At 71.3% G+C, this 15,804-nt stretch carries 14 protein-coding genes; 8 read left to right on the plus strand and 6 right to left on the minus strand.

Annotated features, from left to right (window positions below; translation table 11 throughout):
• The gene (locus tag ACGFYP_RS14730; protein WP_393492102.1) at positions 1-543 is read left to right on the plus strand and encodes a flavin reductase family protein; all 543 of its coding nucleotides are present in this window, start codon (positions 1-3) and stop codon (positions 541-543) included.
• A gap of 181 nt (positions 544-724) precedes the next feature.
• Positions 725-2,245, plus strand: a complete 1,521-nt coding sequence (locus ACGFYP_RS14735; protein WP_393492106.1) for a catalase — start codon at positions 725-727, stop codon at positions 2,243-2,245.
• A gap of 115 nt (positions 2,246-2,360) precedes the next feature.
• On the opposite strand, the gene ACGFYP_RS14740 is transcribed toward ACGFYP_RS14735, so the two are convergent.
• A complete protein-coding gene (locus tag ACGFYP_RS14740; RefSeq protein ID WP_361964389.1) occupies positions 2,361-2,798 on the minus strand; it encodes a nitroreductase family deazaflavin-dependent oxidoreductase in 438 nt (145 codons plus the stop codon).
• Between the two features lie 204 nt (positions 2,799-3,002).
• On the opposite strand from ACGFYP_RS14740, the gene ACGFYP_RS14745 reads away from it, so the two are divergent.
• The 6 genes from ACGFYP_RS14745 to ACGFYP_RS14770 all read left to right on the plus strand — a co-directional run bounded on the left by ACGFYP_RS14745 (position 3,003) and on the right by ACGFYP_RS14770 (position 10,713).
• On the plus strand, positions 3,003-3,371 hold the full coding sequence (locus tag ACGFYP_RS14745; protein WP_393492112.1) for a PRC-barrel domain containing protein: 369 nt from the start codon (positions 3,003-3,005) through the stop codon (positions 3,369-3,371).
• A gap of 214 nt (positions 3,372-3,585) precedes the next feature.
• Complete coding sequence (locus ACGFYP_RS14750; protein WP_393492117.1) at positions 3,586-5,094, plus strand: aldehyde dehydrogenase family protein; 1,509 nt, start codon at positions 3,586-3,588, stop codon at positions 5,092-5,094.
• On the plus strand, positions 5,091-6,617 hold the full coding sequence (locus tag ACGFYP_RS14755) for a GMC family oxidoreductase (protein WP_393492121.1): 1,527 nt from the start codon (positions 5,091-5,093) through the stop codon (positions 6,615-6,617). The genes ACGFYP_RS14750 and ACGFYP_RS14755 overlap by 4 nt, the downstream gene beginning before the upstream one ends.
• Positions 6,614-7,702: a glycine betaine/L-proline ABC transporter ATP-binding protein gene (locus tag ACGFYP_RS14760; protein ID WP_393492126.1), complete on the plus strand. Its 1,089-nt coding sequence runs from the start codon at positions 6,614-6,616 to the stop codon at positions 7,700-7,702. The genes ACGFYP_RS14755 and ACGFYP_RS14760 overlap by 4 nt, the downstream gene beginning before the upstream one ends.
• Positions 7,703-7,772: 70 nt before the next feature.
• Complete coding sequence (locus ACGFYP_RS14765) at positions 7,773-9,740, plus strand: ABC transporter permease (RefSeq protein ID WP_393492131.1); 1,968 nt, start codon at positions 7,773-7,775, stop codon at positions 9,738-9,740.
• A gap of 1 nt (position 9,741) precedes the next feature.
• Positions 9,742-10,713, plus strand: a complete 972-nt coding sequence (locus tag ACGFYP_RS14770; RefSeq protein WP_393492137.1) for an ABC transporter substrate-binding protein — start codon at positions 9,742-9,744, stop codon at positions 10,711-10,713.
• 28 nt (positions 10,714-10,741) lie between these two features.
• On the opposite strand, the gene ACGFYP_RS14775 is transcribed toward ACGFYP_RS14770, so the two are convergent.
• The 5 genes from ACGFYP_RS14775 to ACGFYP_RS14795 all read right to left on the minus strand — a co-directional run bounded on the left by ACGFYP_RS14775 (position 10,742) and on the right by ACGFYP_RS14795 (position 15,724).
• Positions 10,742-11,689, minus strand: a complete 948-nt coding sequence (locus ACGFYP_RS14775) for a tetratricopeptide repeat protein (RefSeq protein WP_393492142.1) — start codon at positions 11,687-11,689, stop codon at positions 10,742-10,744.
• A 167-nt stretch (positions 11,690-11,856) separates the two neighbouring features.
• Entirely contained in the window at positions 11,857-12,357 is a 501-nt protein-coding gene (gene tpx, locus ACGFYP_RS14780) for a thiol peroxidase (RefSeq protein ID WP_393492147.1), read from the minus strand.
• 107 nt (positions 12,358-12,464) lie between these two features.
• Positions 12,465-14,021 carry an MFS transporter gene (locus tag ACGFYP_RS14785; protein WP_393492152.1) on the minus strand — a complete coding sequence of 519 codons (1,557 nt, stop codon included), beginning with the start codon at positions 14,019-14,021 and terminating at the stop codon, positions 12,465-12,467.
• A 105-nt stretch (positions 14,022-14,126) separates the two neighbouring features.
• The gene (locus ACGFYP_RS14790) at positions 14,127-14,525 is read right to left on the minus strand and encodes a RidA family protein (RefSeq protein ID WP_393492157.1); all 399 of its coding nucleotides are present in this window, start codon (positions 14,523-14,525) and stop codon (positions 14,127-14,129) included.
• Positions 14,522-15,724 carry an acyl-CoA dehydrogenase family protein gene (locus ACGFYP_RS14795; RefSeq protein ID WP_393492163.1) on the minus strand — a complete coding sequence of 401 codons (1,203 nt, stop codon included), beginning with the start codon at positions 15,722-15,724 and terminating at the stop codon, positions 14,522-14,524. The genes ACGFYP_RS14790 and ACGFYP_RS14795 overlap by 4 nt, the downstream gene beginning before the upstream one ends.
• Positions 15,725-15,804 lie beyond the last annotated feature (80 nt).

The raw sequence follows: 15,804 nt of genomic DNA on the forward strand, positions 1-15,804 counted from the left end.
ATGGCCGGCCTGGACGGCTTCGCCGCGAAGCTGGACCCCCCGATGTACGTCGTCACCGCGACGGCGCCGGACGGCGAGCGGGCCGGCTGCCTCGTCGGCTTCGCCTCGCAGAGCTCGATCGACCCGCCCCGCTTCGTGGTGTGGCTGTCCCGTGCGAACCACACCTACCGGGTCGCCTGCCGCGCCTCGCATCTGACGGTCCATCTCCTGGACCCCGAGCACCACGGGACGGCACGCCTGTTCGGTGAGGAGACGGGCGACGCCGTCGACAAGTTCGCCCGCGTGGACTGGCGGCCGGGAGAGGCCGGCAGCCCCGTCCTCGCCGACTCCCCGGGCTGGTTCACCGGCCGGGTGGAGGCGCGGCTCGACGGCGGGGACCACGTGGGCTTCCTGCTCGCTCCGGTCGCCGAGGGCCCGACCGAGGAACCGACCGGAGAACCGACCGAGGACCCAGCCGAGAAACCGGGCTCCCCCGACGCGCGGCGCCCGCGGCTGTTCCTCCTCAGCGACGCCGCGTCCTTCTCCCCCGGCCACCCGGCCTGAACGGGCCACCGCCGGCGCCCTGCTCGCGGACGGCCTCGTCGGGCGGCGGCTCGGGTGGTGGCTTCGGGCGGGCGGGCCCAGTCTTGAAGGCGTGGGCAGGGACGTTTGCCGGGGCGACGACGGGTGAGTCGCCATGCCGAGACGTCCGCCGCAGCTCCGTACGAGGAAGGCAGATCAACCGATGACCGAGGACCGACCCCACACAACGACCGATTCCGGCGCCCCGGTGGAGAGCGACGAACACTCGCTCACGGTGGGACCCGGCGGTCCTGTCCTGCTGCAGGACGCGTACCTGATCGAGCAGATGGCACAGTTCAACCGGGAACGGATCCCCGAGCGGCAGCCGCACGCCAAGGGCAGCGGCGCGTTCGGCCATTTCGAGGTCACGCACGACGTCAGCGGCTACACCAAGGCGGCGCTGTTCCAGCCCGGCACCCGCACGGATCTGGTCATCCGCTTCTCGACCGTCGCAGGTGAGCGCGGCAGCCCGGACACCTGGCGCGACCCGCGCGGCTTCGCGGTGAAGTTCTACACCCGCGAGGGCAACTACGACATGGTCGGCAACAACACGCCGGTGTTCTTCATCAAGGATCCGATGAAATTCCAGCACTTCATCCGGTCCCAGAAGCGCCGCGCGGACAACAACCTGCGCGACCACGACATGCAGTGGGACTTCTGGACCCTCTCGCCGGAGTCCGCGCACCAGGTCACCTGGCTGATGGGGGACCGTGGCATTCCGCGCACCTGGCGCCACATGAACGGCTACACCTCCCACACCTACATGTGGATCAACGCGTCCGGCGAGCGGTTCTGGGTGAAGTACCACTTCAAGACGGACCAGGGCATCGAGTTCTTCACGCAGGACGAGGGCGACCAGATGGCGGCCGTCGACACGGATTACCACACGCGGGATCTGTTCGAGCACATCCGCGACGGCGACTTCCCCAGCTGGACGCTGTACGTGCAGGTCATGCCGTACGGGGAGGCCGCGGGCTACCGGTTCAACCCGTTCGACCTCACCAAGGTGTGGCCGCACGGTGACTATCCGCTCATTCCGGTCGGCCGCATGACGCTCGACCGGAACCCGACCGACAACCACGCCGAGATCGAGCAGGCCGCCTTCCAGCCCAACAACCTGGTCCCCGGTATCGGGCCGAGCCCGGACCGGATGCTGCTGGCGAGGCTCTTCTCGTACGCGGACGCCCACCGCCACCGCATCGGCGCGAACTACCAGCAGCTCCCCGTGAACGCGCCCGTCGTCGACGTACACACGTACTCGAAGGACGGGGCGATGGCGTACCGCAAGACGACGGACCCGGTCTACGCCCCGAACTCCAAGGGCGGTCCCGCCGCCGACACCGAACGCTACGGGAGCCCGCCCAGCTGGGCCGCCGACGGCGAGATCACCCGCGCGGCGTACGTCTCCCACCCGGAGGACGACGACTGGGGCCAGCCGGGCACCCTCGTGCGCGAGGTCATGGACGACGACGCCCGCGACCGTCTCGTGGACAACGTGGTCGGTCACCTGCTGAACGGTGTCAGCGAGCCGGTCCTGGAGCGTGCCTTCGCCTACTGGAGGAACATCGACGAGAAGGTGGGCGCGCGCATCGCCCAGGGCGTCCGGGCCAAGGCCGACGAGAAGGACCCGAAGGCCGCCGAACAGGCCAATCCCGCTCGCAGCTCCATGCAGGACAAGGCCTGAACGGCGACGGCGAACCCGTGATGCGGTGGCCGGCCGGAGCAATCCGGTCGGCCACCGCCGCACTCGGCCGGCCGCCGTTACCCCGTCGGCCGCCGCATGCCCCGATCGGGTCCGGTCACTCCATGCGCTCCACCACGAAGACCGGGATCTCCCGGTCGGTCCTGCGCTGGTAGTCCGCGTAGTCGGGGAAGGCCGCGACGGCCCGCTCCCACCAGGCCTGGCGCTCCTCGCCGGTCACGATCCGTGCCTTCATGTCCCAGGTGCGCGTCCCGTCCCGCAGCTCGACCTGTGGGAAGGCGACCAGGTTGTGGTACCAGACGGGGTGCTTCACGGCGCCGCCGTTGGAGGCGACGAGGGCGTAGGCACCGTCGTGCTCCACCCGCATGAGGGGCGTCTTGCGGAGCTTGCCGCTCTTCGCGCCGGTGTTGGTCACCAGGACGACGGGCAGGCCGCGCATCGTCGTCCCCTCCGTGCCGCCCGATGCCTCGTACAACTCGACCTGCTCCCGCACCCACTGCGTCGGACTGGGCTCGTACGTTCCCTCGAGCGGCATGTCGCTCCCTCGTCGTCGTTCGGCGGCGCACCGCCCTGCCGGCCAGTCCATCACGACCGCCGCGAGATCGGGAGCATGGCCTGCCGGGTACGGGGCAGGCGGAGTTCGAGCGGGAAACGCGACCCGCCACGCAAGGCACACGGACGAGGAGGACGGCAGCGAACGACCACGCCGTCCTCTGCCAACCGGAGGAGTTGTTTTCGCGTGACTGAGCACGTGTGGAGCTACAAGTCGACCGCGGGCCACCTGGCCGGTACCCGACTGACCGGCTACAAGGTCGAAGCCATCGACGGCGGCATCGGGAAGGTGGACAAGCACTCCGACGAGGTCGACGACGCCTATCTGGTCGTGGACACCGGCATCTGGATCTTCGGCAAGGAGGTCCTCCTGCCGGCGAGCACCGTGGTCCGGATCGATGTGGACGACAAGAAGATCTTCGTCGACCGGACGAAGGAGCAGATCGAGAACGCTCCCGAGTTCCACCGCGACAAGCACCTCGAGGACCCTGCGTACCGCCAGGAGCTGGGGACGTACTACGGCCTCGGTGGCCCGTTCGGCGGCCACATCGTCTGAACCCGGTAGATGGGGAAGGGCCCGGACTCGTTCGAGTTCGGGTCCTTCCCCATGCCATCCCGTGTCCGATATGTGCGTCTTTCGCACCTCTTGGCCAGTGAAGCAGGCCACTCTCCGCACGGCTTTGCGCATGGATCCCAGGAGCCAGGGCAGGCGGCCCGACCGCCGGTGATTCCGGCAGGGGGATTCAAAGGAACGAAAGGCCGTACGCGACGTGACCGCAGCACAGCAGACCATCCACGTGGGCGGAGAGTGGCGCGCAGCCCTCTCCGGAGCCACGCGCGAGATCATCGACCCCGTCGACGCGACCGCCTTCGCGGTCGTGGCGGAGGGCGGTGTCCAGGACACCGACGACGCCGTGGCCGCGGCGCGGGCCGCGTTCGACGACGGCGCCTGGCCCCGTACGCCGGTCGCCGAGCGCGCCACGCTGCTGCGGCGGGTCGCCGCCCTGCTCGAGCGGGACCGCGAGCGCATCGGCGCCCTGGAGAGCCAGGACGCGGGCAAGACGCTGGAGGAGGGCCGCGTCGACGTCGACTGCGTCCGCGACGCCTTCCTCTACTTCGCCGACCTCGTGGAGAAGGAGGACGGCGGCCGGGTCGTCGACGCCGGCTCCGACGACATCCGCAGTGTCGTCACTCATGAGGCCGTGGGCGTCTGCGCCCTGATCACCCCGTGGAACTACCCGCTTCTTCAGGCCAGTTGGAAGATCGCGCCGGCCCTCGCCGCGGGCAACACCTTCGTGATCAAGCCGAGCGAGATCACCCCGCTCTCCACCGTCGTCCTGGTCGAACTCCTCCTGGAGGCCGGCCTTCCGCTCGGCGCCGCGAACATCGTCACCGGCCCCGGCCACACCGTCGGCGCCCGGCTGGCCGAGCACCCGAACGTCGACCTCGTCTCCTTCACCGGCGGTCTCGTCAGCGGCACGAAGGTCGCCAGGGCGGCGGCCGACAGCGTGAAGAAGGTCGCCCTCGAACTCGGCGGCAAGAACCCCAACGTCGTCTTCGCCGACGCCTGTTCGACACCCGAGGGGTTCGACACCGCCGTCGACCAGGCGCTCAACGCCGCCTTCATCCACAGCGGCCAGGTCTGCTCCGCCGGCTCCCGCCTCATCGTCGAGGAGTCGCTGCGCGAACGGTTCGTCGCCGAGCTCGCCCGCCGGGCGGAACTGATCCGCCTGGGCCGCGGCACCGACGAGGGCGTCGAGTGCGGTCCGCTGGTCTCCGCCGCCCAGGTCGCGAGGACCGAGGAGTACGTGGCCTCCGCCCTCGGCGAGGGCGCGGTCCTGCGGGCCGGCGGCGAGAGGCCGACCGGTCCCGGCTACTTCTACCGGCCCACCGTCCTCGACCGGTGCCACCGCCGCATGCGGGTCGTCCGCGAGGAGATCTTCGGCCCCGTCCTCACCGTGGAGACCTTCCGCACCGAGGAGGAGGCCGTCACGCTCGCCAACGACACCGAGTACGGCCTCGCCGGAGCGGTGTGGACCTCCGACGAGAACCGCGCCCGGCGGGTCGCGGCCCGGCTGCGCCACGGAACCGTCTGGATCAACGACTTCCACCCGTACCTGCCGCAGGCCGAATGGGGCGGCTTCGGGAAGTCCGGCATCGGCCGCGAGCTCGGCCCGAGCGGTCTCGCCGAGTACCGCGAGGCCAAGCACGTCTACCAGAACCTCGCTCCGCGCCCCGTGCGCTGGTTCGCGGGCGAGAAGCAGAGGGACCGGGCATGAACGACCAGCACATGTACGACTACGTCGTCGTCGGCGGCGGCACCGCGGGTTCGGTGATCGCCTCCCGGCTGACCGAGAACCCGGACGTCACCGTCGCCGTCATCGAGGGCGGCCCCAGCGACGTCGGCCGCGACGACGTCCTCACCCTGCGCCGCTGGATGGGCCTGCTCGGCGGTGAGCTGGACTACGACTACCCCACCACCGAGCAGCCCCGGGGCAACTCGTACATCCGCCACAGCCGTGCGCGGGTGCTCGGCGGCTGTTCCTCGCACAACACCCTCATCGCCTTCAAGCCCCTGCCCTCCGACTGGGACGAGTGGGCCGAGGCCGGCGCCGAGGGGTGGGACGCGGCGGCCATGGATCCGTACTTCGCCCGGCTGCGCAACAACATCGTCCCCGTCGACGAGGCCGACCGGAACGCGATCGCCCGGGACTTCGTCGACGCGGCGCAGACCGCGCTCGGTGTTCCGCGGGTCGAGGGCTTCAACAGGAGCCCCTTCCACGAGGGCGTCGGCTTCTTCGACCTCGCCTACCACCCGGAGAACAACAAGCGGTCCTCCGCCTCCGTGGCGTATCTGCACCCCTTCCTCGACCGGCCGAACCTGCACATCGCCCTGGAGACCTGGGCGTTCCGGCTCGAGCTGGAGGGCACCCGCGCGACCGGCGTGCACATCCGTACGAAGGAGGGCGCGGAGCACGTCGTGCGCGCCCGGCGTGAGGTCCTGGTGTGCGCGGGCGCCGTGGACACCCCGCGCCTGCTGCTGCACTCGGGCATCGGGCCGCGCGCCGACCTGGAGAAGCTCGGCATCCCCGTCGTGCATGACCTGCCGGGCGTCGGGGAGAACCTGCTCGACCACCCCGAGTCGGTCATCGTGTGGGAGACGCACGGTCCGATCCCGGAGAACTCCGCGATGGACTCCGACGCCGGTCTCTTCGTCCGCCGTGACCCGGAGTCCGAGGGGCCGGACCTGATGTTCCACTTCTACCAGATCCCCTTCACCGACAATCCCGAGCGACTGGGCTACGAACGGCCCGCGCACGGCGTCTCGATGACCCCGAACATCCCCAAGCCGCGCAGCCGCGGGCGGCTCTATCTGACGAGCGCCGACCCCGAGGTCAAACCCGCTCTGGACTTCCGGTACTTCACCGACGAGGACGACTACGACGGCCGGACCCTCGTCGACGGGATCCGTATCGCCCGGCAGATCGCGGCGAGCCAGCCGCTGGCCGGATGGCTGAAGCGCGAGGTCTGCCCGGGGCCCGAGGTCACCTCCGACGAGGAGCTGAGCGCCTACGCGCGTCATGTCGCGCACACCGTCTACCACCCGGCCGGGACCTGCCGGATGGGGGCCGCCGACGACGAACTCGCCGTCGTCGCGCCCGACCTGAGGATCCGGGGCCTCGACGGCATCCGGATCGCCGACGCGTCCGTCTTCCCGACCATGACCGCCGTCAACCCCATGATCGGCGTCCTCATGGTCGGGGAGAAATGCGCCGACCTGCTGGGAGGTACCACTCGATGAACACTCCGCCGCACGCCACGCATCCGCCGCAGACCCCCGCGGCCCCCGTCTTCTCCGTACGCGACCTGTGGAAGGTCTTCGGTCCGAAGGCCGACCGCGTCCCCGCCGACCAGGAGCTCCGCACCCTCGGCGCCGCCGAGCTGCGCGAGCGGACCGGCTGCACCGCCGCCGTCCGCGATGTCTCCTTCGACGTCCGCAAGGGTGAGGTCTTCGTCGTCATGGGCCTGTCCGGCTCGGGCAAGTCGACGCTCGTCCGCTGCCTGACCCGGCTCATCGAGCCGACCTCGGGCACGATCTCCATCGACGGCGAGGACGTGCTGTCGATGGACTCCGGCCGACTCCGCGAGCTGCGCCGGCACCGGGCGGCGATGGTCTTCCAGCACTTCGGGCTGCTGCCGCACCGGACCGTGCTCGACAACGTCGCCTACGGACTGGAGATCCAGGGCATGGCGCGCGGCGAACGGCGCGAGCGGGCGGCGGAGGTCGTCACCAAGGTGGGCCTCGACGGCATGGAGCACCGCAGGCCGAGCCAGCTGTCCGGCGGCCAGCAGCAGCGGGTCGGGCTCGCCCGCGCGCTCGCCGTGGACCCCGAGGTCCTGCTCTTCGACGAGCCGTTCAGCGCGCTCGACCCGCTCATCCGCCGGGACATGCAGGAGGAGGTCGTCCGCCTGCACCGGGAGGAGGGACGCACGATGGTCTTCATCACGCACGATCTGAGCGAGGCGCTGAAGCTCGGCGACCGCATCGCGCTGATGCGCGACGGCCGGATCGTCCAGCTGGGCACCCCCGAGGAGATCGTGGGCTCCCCCGCCGACGAGTACGTCAGGGACTTCGTCCGGGACGTGCCGCGCGAACAGGTGCTGACCGTCCGCTCGGCGATGCGCCCCGCGCTCGCCTCCGAGCACGAGGCCGGCCCCTCGCTCGCCCCGAGCGCCACCGTCCACGAGGCCATCGAGGCCGTTGCCCGTACGGGCGAGAACGCGCGGGTCGTCGAGGGCGGCCGGTGTCTCGGTGTGGTCGACCACGCGGGACTCCTCGGCGTCGTCGCCGGGGTCCCGGCCTCGACGGGGAAGGCGGTGGCCTGATGCACGCGCATACGACCTGGCCGCCGCCGGGCGGCCCGTCCGGTGCCACCGCCCTGGGGCGGTGGGGCCGATGACCGCCACCGTCACCCCCGCGACTTCGAGCCGCGCCACCGGCGCCGGGACCGGTGTGCTGCACGCGCTCGCACGCCGTCGCGGCCGGCTGATCGGCGCCGGAGTGGCCGTCGGGCTCGTCCTCGGTGCCCTGCTCATGGGCGGCGGCAGCTGGCCCGCCTCGCTCGCCGTCGATGTGTCCGGTCCGCTCGGGAGCACCAGCGACTGGATCATCGACAACCGTGACAGCCACCCGCTGTTCCTCTACTTCCTCGGGCACGTCAGCAACGTCGTGGTCGTCTCCGTCCGCGCGGTCTACCTGGTGCTGCTCGCGCTCGGCTGGGCGGGCGTCACCGCCGCCGCCGGTCTGGTGGCCTGGCGGGTCGCGGGCGTCCGGCTCGCGCTGACCTCCGTCGCCGCCTTCGGCGCCTGCGGACTGCTCGGCATGTGGGTACCGACCATGCAGACGCTCGCCCTGATGGTGGTCGCCGTCGCCGCGTCCGTCCTGCTCGGTGGCCTTCTCGGGCTTGCCGCCGGTCTGTCGGACCGTATGCACCGGGTCCTGCGCCCGGTCCTCGACACCATGCAGGTGCTGCCGGCCTTCGCGTATCTCCTGCCCGTCGTCCTGGTCTTCGGCATCGGCGTGCCCGCCGCCGTGCTCGCGACCGTCGTCTACGCCGCCCCGCCCATGGCCCGTCTCACGGCGCTCGGGCTGCGCGGCGCGGACGCCGGCGTCATGGAGGCCGCCGCGTCCCTCGGCGCGACCGGCAGGCAGCGGCTGCTTACGGCCCGGCTGCCGCTGGCCCGCAAGGAGCTGCTGCTCGGCGTCAATCAGTCGATCATGATGGCGCTCGGTATGGCCGTGATCGCGTCCGTCATCGGCGCGGGCGGTCTCGGCGACCGGGTCTACCAGGCGCTGGCCTCCGTCGACGTCGGTGCCGCGCTCGCCGCGGGTGTGCCGATCGTGCTGCTCGCGATCGTCCTGGACCGGGTCACCGGCGCGGCGGGCGAGCGGATCGGCGCGGCCCCGGCCCGCCGGGCCGGGCTCGGCTGGGCCGTGGCCCTCGTGGCGACCGCCGTCGTCGCCGTCGCGGGCCGCCTGTCCGACCGGCTCACGTGGCCCGACGCGTGGACCGTGGACTTCGCGGAGCCCGTCAACAGGGCGGTCGACTGGATGACCGCCCATCTCTACTCCGGTGTCCCCCTCGTCGGCGGTACCGCCGACTGGGCGGGGCGGTTCACCACCTGGGTCCTCAACCCCCTGCGCGACGGGCTGCAGTGGCTGCCCTGGTGGGCGGTCCTGCTGACCCTGGGCGCGCTCGCCCTGCTCATCGGCACCTGGCGCACCGCCACGACCGCCGTCCTCGCGATGGCCGCGATCGGGGTGCTCGGTGTCTGGGACCCGGCGCTCGACACGCTCTCCCAGGTGCTGGCCGCCGTCGCCGTGACGCTGGTGCTGGGTGTCGCCCTCGGGGTCGCCGCGGCCCGCAGCACGCGCCTGGGGCGCGCGCTGCGTCCGGTGCTCGACGTCTTCCAGACGATGCCGCAGTTCGTCTACCTGATTCCCGTGGTCGCCCTGTTCGGTGTGGGCCGGGCCCCGGCGGTCGCGGCCGCCGTGGTCTACGCGCTGCCCGCCGTCGTACGGATCACGGCCCAGGGCGTCCGCGCGGTGGACCCGGCCGCGCTGGAGGCCTCACGCTCGCTGGGCGCCACCGGGCGCCAGCAGCTGTTCCAGGTCCAGCTGCCGCTGGCACGGCCCGCGCTCCTGCTCGCCGTCAACCAGGGCGTGGTCCTCGTCCTCGCGGTGGTCGTCATCGGCGGCCTCGTGGGCGGAGGCGCACTCGGGTACGACGCGGTCTTCGGCCTCGCCCAGGGCGACCTGGCGACCGGCCTCGTCGCGGGCGCGGCGATCGTCTGCCTCGGCCTCATGCTCGACCGCGTCACCCAGCCGACGGAACGCCGCGGCCTCGCCGGAAAGGGGGCCTGAGATGGCTCGCACACGCTTCGCACTCGGCGGCTCCGCACTCGCGGCCGCCCTCGCCCTGACCGCTCTCACCGGCTGCGGCGCCGCCGACATGACCCGCCAGGCCTCCCCGTACGCCGACGCGAAGGGGTCCCGCACGGTGACCCTGTCGGTGCAGTCGTGGGTGGGCGCGCAGGCCAACGTCGCCGTCGCCCAGTACCTGCTCGAGCACGAGCTCGGCTACCGGGTGGACACCGTCCAGATCGACGAGGTGCCGGCCTGGGACGCGCTCAGCCAGGGCCGGGTGGACGCCATCCTGGAGGACTGGGGCCACCCGGAGCAGGAGAAGCGGTACGTCGAGGACAAGGGGACGATCGCGCGGGGCGGCGATCTCGGGGTGACCGGCCACATCGGCTGGTTCGTACCGACGTACTTCGCGGAGAAGCACCCGGACGTCACCGACTGGAAGAACCTGAACAAGTACGCCGAGGAGTTCCGTACCGCGGAGAGCGGCGGCAAGGGCCAGTTGCTGGACGGTTCGCCCTCCTACGTGACGAACGACAAGGCGCTCGTGAAGAACCTCGACCTCGACTACCAGGTCGTGTTCGCGGGCTCGGAGGCGGCGCAGATCACGCAGATCGAGCAGTTCGCCAAGGAGAAGAAGCCCTTCCTGAGCTACTGGTACAAGCCCCAGTGGCTGTTCGAGAAGGTCCCGATGACGGAGGTGAAGCTGCCCGCCTACACGGAGGGCTGCGACGCGGAGCCGGAGAAGGTGGCCTGCGCGTACCCGCACACGCCTCTGCAGAAGTTCCTCAACGCCCGCTTCGCGGACGGCGGGGGTGACGCCGCGGCCTTCCTGAAGAAGTTCCGGTGGACGACCGAGATGCAGAACGACGTCGCCCTGATGATCGCCGAGCAGAAGCTGTCTCCGCAGGAGGCGGCGGGTCGCTGGGTGAAGGAGAACGAGGCCACCTGGCGGGCCTGGCTCCCGTCCTGACGCGGGCGACCGGGTGACCGCGCGCGCCTCAGTTCGGCGTCACCGGGTGGCCGCGGAGCTTCTTGCGCAGGGTGCGGGTGTCGGGGTGCTTGGGGCCGAAGGCGGCGTCCAGGATGGCGAAGCTGTCGTCGTACCACTGGCGGGCCTGCTCCGGCCCGTCGGTGAGGAGGGCCACGTCGCCGAGGCGTTCGCAGACGACGCTCAGGTCGCGCTGGGTCGACAGGTCGCGGGGGTCGTCGCCGAGGAGCGAGCGGCGCAGGGAGAGCGACTCGTCGTAGTGGGCGCGGGCGGCCTCCAGGTCTCGGCGGCGCAGGGCCAGGTCGCCGAGGCGTTCGTACTGGACGCCGAGGTCGCGGCGGGCCCGGGGGTCGCCGGGGAGTTCGGCCGCCAGCTCACGGCGTACGGACAGGGCGCGGGCGTACCACTCGGCGGCCTCGTCGAGTTCCTGGCGTTCCGTCGCGAGCAGGCCGAGGCGTTCCTGGACGACGCCGAGCTCGCGGCGGTCGCCGGTGTGGTGCGGGTCGGTCCCGACCAGGTGCTCGGCGAGTGCGAGGGCCGTCGTGCAGTGGTCGTGCGCGGTGCGCCGGCCCGCGGGCCCACCGGTCTGCCGGGCGATCTCGCCGAGGGTGAACTCGCCGAACCTGAGGTCCCGCAGCAGCCGGATGTCGTCGGGGTTCTCCTCGCGCAGCCGGGTGGCGACGGCCAGGCCCTCCGCGTACGCCTCCGCGGCCTGGTCGAGGCGGTGGGCGCCCACCCAGAAGGCGCCGTACTTGTTGAACGCGAGGGTCAGGTCCCGTCGGGTGGAGAGGTCGGGGAACTGCTCGGCCAGCCGGATGGCCTCCGCCAGCATCCGCTCGTAGTGCCGTCTCGCCTCGCGCGGTCTGCCGCGCCGCAGGGCCTGGTCACCGGCCTGCTCGGCGGAGCAACAGCTGTCGACGAGACCCTGCCGGACCCGGACCGCATCCCATCTCGTCATCGAACCCCCACGTACGCGAACACCGTCTGACCGGATCACTATCCCCGGCGCGGGAGCCCGTCGAATCGTCCTGGGGCCAAGCTTCCACCAGAGTTCACCCGGCGGTCGTGGGCAGGTCAGGTGGTACGGGCGGGCGCCGCGTGGGCGCCCGCCCGTACGGATCCCGGCTACTTCAGGGCGGCGATGGCGGCCTCGTAGTCGGGCTCGGTGGCGATCTCGGCGACGAGCTCCGAGTGGAGCACCTCGTTGTTCTCGTCGAGGACGACGACGGCGCGGGCGGTCAGACCCGCCAGCGGGCCGTCGGCGATGTCGACGCCGTAGTTGGTGTGGAACTCGCGGTCGCGGAGGGTGGAGAGCGTCTTGACGTTCTCCAGGCCCTCGGCACCGCAGAAGCGGGACTGCGCGAAGGGCAGGTCCGCGGAGATGCAGAGCACGACCGTGTTGTCCAGGTCGGCGGCCTTCTCGTTGAACGCGCGCACCGAGGCGGCGCAGACGCCCGTGTCGATGCTCGGGAAGATGTTCAGCACCTTGCGCTGACCGCTGAACTGCTCCAGCGAACTGTCCGTCAGCTCCTTGGCGACGAGCGAGAACGCCGGAGCGACGCTGCCGGGGGCGGGCAGCACGCCGTTGACCTGCACGGGGTTGCCCTTGAACGCGATCTGGGCCATGGGGAGTCTCCCTCGAGGGTGTTCGCAGAGTGAGTACGACAACACCCTCGATCGTACGTGGCGTGATCCCCCGGTCCGGATCGGCCGGTCCGGATCGGCCGGCCCGGTCAGCCGGCCCCTGGGGGTGGCATGCCGCCCTTGAGGCGTTCGATGTCCGAGGCGCGGACCTGGATCACGAAGAGGGCGATGACGAACGCCACGACGGAGAAGATCGCGGCCGTGATGAATCCCTGCGAGACACCGGCGGTGAGGATCTCGTCGGACCAGGGTGGGGGCAGTTCGCCCGTTCTGGCGAACTGGGCCTTCTCCAGCGGAGTCGCCTGGGCGAGGAAGGCGGGGATCTGGTCCTTCGCCTCGTTGCGGCTGGCCGTGCCGAAGACCGTCACCAGGATCGACAGGCCGAGCGAGCCACCCACCTGCTGGGTGGCGTTGAGCAGCCCGGACGCCGCGCCCGACTCCTGCTGCTCGACGTTGGAGAGCGCCATGATGGTCAGTGAGACGAAGATCAGGCCCATGCCGAAGCCGAAGACGAGGATCGGGCCGAGGACGCTGCCCAGGTAGGTGGAGTGGACGTCGGTCAGGGTCAGCCAGGACAGACCGACCGCCGACAGGAGCGAGCCCGCCACCATGAAGGGTTTCGGCCCGTAGCGGGGCAGCAGTTGTGAGGTGAGCCCGGCGCCGACGGCGATGATCGCGCTCACCGGCAGGAACGCGAGGCCGGTCTTCAGCGGGCTGAAGTGCAGGACGTCCTGCACCCAGAGCGTCAGGAAGAAGAACATCCCGAAGATGGCCGCCGCGAGGCAGAGCATGATGCCGTACGTTCCCGCCCGGTTGCGGTCGGCGAACATGTGCAGCGGGGTGATCGGCTGCCGGGAGCGCCGCTCCACCAGGATGAACAGCAGGAGCAGGACGACCGCCGCGCCGAACGAGGCCAGCGTCCACGGGTCCTGCCAGCCCTCCTGGGCGGCGCGGATGAAGCCGTAGACCAGCGCCACCATGCCGAGGGTGGAGGTGAGCGCCCCGGTGAAGTCGAAGTGGCCGGGGTGCCGCTCGGACTCCTTGATGTGGCGGGGCGTGAGGAAGGCGATGAGCAGCGCGATCGGCACGTTGACGAAGAAGATCCAGCGCCAGTCGAGCCATTCGACGAGCAGTCCGCCGGCGACGAGGCCGATCGCTCCGCCGCCCGCCGAGACGGCCGCGAACACACCGAAGGCCCGGTTGCGTTCCGGGCCTTCGGTGAAGTTCGTGGTGATCAGGGAGAGCGAGGTCGGGGAGGATATCGCTCCGCCGACGCCCTGCAGGGCACGGGCGGCGAGCAGTTGCCAGTCGTTCTGGGCCAGTCCGCAGAGCAGTGAGGCGAAGCCGAAGAGCAGGATGCCGAAGATGAAGACGCGGCGGCGGCCGAGGATGTCACCGGCACGTCCGCCGAGCAGCAGCAGTCCGCCGAAGGTCAGCGTGTAGGCGTTGACCACCCAGGACAGGCTCGTGGTCGAGAAGTTCAGCGAGTCCTGGATGTGTGGCAGCGCGATGTTGACGATCGTGATGTCGAGAACGACCATCAGCTGACACGAGGCGATGACGAAGAGGGCGATGCCCTTGCCGTCGCCGCTCTTCTTGGGCGTCGCGGTCTGTGCCGGGTTGGGCGTCGGGTTCGGTGTACTCATGGCGCATCGCGCCCTCGCTCACTGAGGGAGGGTGGGCCGGTCAGTCCACCTTTCGACATTAAGCCCGGGTCCTGCGACTCTCCAGTTGATCAAGAGGGCGGGCGGTCACTCCAGGACGGCGAGGCCGTCCACCTCCACCAGCGCCTGCTCGTCCCAGAGTCGTACGACACCGATGACGGCCATCGCCGGGTAGTCCCGCCCGGCCAACCGCCGCCAGATCCTGCCCAGTTCGGCGGCGTGGCGCCGGTAGTCGGCGATGTCGGTGGCGTAGACCGTGACGCGGGCGAGGTCGGCCGGTGAGCCGCCGGCGTGACGGAGCGCGGTGAGGAGGTTGGTCAGGGCGGTCTCGAACTGCTCGGGCAGGGCCTCCCCGACGACCTTGCCGTCGCGGTCGAGGCTGGTCTGCCCGGCGAGCAGGACGAGTCGGGAGCCGGTGGCGGTGACGGCGTGGGAGAAGCCGGTGGGCGGGGAGAGTTCGGCGGGGTTGTGCCGGTGCAGGCTCATGCCGTGACCTCCTTGGACGGCGCGGGCTCCTGGGGCCGGTCCGCGCGTGGGACGCGGCGCTCTGAAGGGGCTTCGGAGAGGGCCCCGGCCTTGTACAGCTCCTTGGCGATGATCGTGCGCTGGACCTCGGTGGCGCCTTCGTAGATGCGCGGGGCACGCACCTCCCGGTAGAGGTGCTCCAGGAGATGCCCCCGTTGCAGGGCGCGCGCCCCGTGCAGCTGGACGGCTGCGTCGACGACGTACTGCGCGGTCTCGGTGGCGAGCAGCTTGGCCATGGCCGCGCGGCGCGGCACGTCGTCCGCCCCGGCGTCGTAGGCGGCCGCCGCGGCGTAGACGAGGAGGCGGGCGGCCTCGGTACGGGTGGCCATCTCGGCGACCTGGTGGGCGACGGCCTGGAGGTCGCCGAGCACGCCGCCGAAGGCGGTGCGGGTGGCGGTGTGGGCGAGGGTGGCGTCGAGGGCGGCCTGGGCCATGCCGACCGCGAAGGCGCCGACGCTCGGGCGGAAGCGGTTGAGCGTGGTCATGGCGACCCGGAACCCCCGGTCGGGCTCGCCCAGGAGGTCCGCGGGGCCGACCGGGACGCCGTCGAAGACGAGGGTGCCGATGGCGTGCGGGGCGAGCATGTCGAGGGGGCTGCCGGAGAGGCCCGGCCGGTCGGCGGGGACGAGGAAGGCGGTGACGCCGCGGGCGCCCGCGCCGGGGGTGGTCCGGGCGAAGACGGTGGCGAAGTCGGATTCCGGGGCGTTGGAGATCCAGCGCTTCTCGCCGTGGAGGCGCCAGCCGCCCGCGCCGTCAGGACGGGCCTCCAGGGCGAGCGCGGCGGCGTCGGAGCCGGCGTCGGGCTCGCTGAGCGCGAAGGCCGCGACGGCGCGTCCCGCGACGATCTCGGGGAGCCAGCGGGCTTGCTGCTCGGGGGTGCCGAAGGCGGCGACCGGGTGGCCGCCGAGGCCCTGGAGGGCGAGGGCGGTCTCGGCCTCCGTACAGGCGTGGGCGAGGGACTCGCGGAGCAGGCAGAGGTCGAGGGCGCCCGCGTCGAAGAGGCCTGCCAGTAGGCCGTGCTCGCCGAGGGCGGCGACGAGGGGGCGGTTGACGCGGCCCGGTTCGCCCTTCTCGGCGATCGGCCGCAGCCGTTCGGCCGCGAGGGCGCGAAGCTCCGCGCAACGGGTGGTCTGCTGTGGATCGAGTGAGAATACGGACATTCGGACCCTTGTCTCCCTGTGTCTCGCTCTCCGACATCACTTCTATCGCGGACCGTTGACTGTCGTCACCATCACGATAC

The organism is Streptomyces sp. NPDC048370 (genome assembly GCF_043200825.1).
In the GTDB taxonomy this organism is placed as follows: domain Bacteria; phylum Actinomycetota; class Actinomycetes; order Streptomycetales; family Streptomycetaceae; genus Streptomyces.

Excerpts from the sequence above, each read along its gene's own strand:
- ACGFYP_RS14730 (WP_393492102.1), top strand. The coding sequence starts at position 1 with ATGGCCGGCCTGGACGGCTTCGCCGCGAAGCTGGACCCCCCGATGTAC.
- ACGFYP_RS14735 (WP_393492106.1), top strand. The coding sequence starts at position 725 with ATGACCGAGGACCGACCCCACACAACGACCGATTCCGGCGCCCCGGTG.
- ACGFYP_RS14740 (WP_361964389.1), bottom strand. The coding sequence starts at position 2,798 with ATGCCGCTCGAGGGAACGTACGAGCCCAGTCCGACGCAGTGGGTGCGG.
- ACGFYP_RS14755 (WP_393492121.1), top strand. The coding sequence starts at position 5,091 with ATGAACGACCAGCACATGTACGACTACGTCGTCGTCGGCGGCGGCACC.
- ACGFYP_RS14760 (WP_393492126.1), top strand. The coding sequence starts at position 6,614 with ATGAACACTCCGCCGCACGCCACGCATCCGCCGCAGACCCCCGCGGCC.
- ACGFYP_RS14765 (WP_393492131.1), top strand. The coding sequence starts at position 7,773 with ATGACCGCCACCGTCACCCCCGCGACTTCGAGCCGCGCCACCGGCGCC.
- ACGFYP_RS14770 (WP_393492137.1), top strand. The coding sequence starts at position 9,742 with ATGGCTCGCACACGCTTCGCACTCGGCGGCTCCGCACTCGCGGCCGCC.
- ACGFYP_RS14775 (WP_393492142.1), bottom strand. The coding sequence starts at position 11,689 with ATGACGAGATGGGATGCGGTCCGGGTCCGGCAGGGTCTCGTCGACAGC.
- tpx (WP_393492147.1), bottom strand. The coding sequence starts at position 12,357 with ATGGCCCAGATCGCGTTCAAGGGCAACCCCGTGCAGGTCAACGGCGTG.
- ACGFYP_RS14785 (WP_393492152.1), bottom strand. The coding sequence starts at position 14,021 with ATGAGTACACCGAACCCGACGCCCAACCCGGCACAGACCGCGACGCCC.
- ACGFYP_RS14790 (WP_393492157.1), bottom strand. The coding sequence starts at position 14,525 with ATGAGCCTGCACCGGCACAACCCCGCCGAACTCTCCCCGCCCACCGGC.
- ACGFYP_RS14795 (WP_393492163.1), bottom strand. The coding sequence starts at position 15,724 with ATGTCCGTATTCTCACTCGATCCACAGCAGACCACCCGTTGCGCGGAG.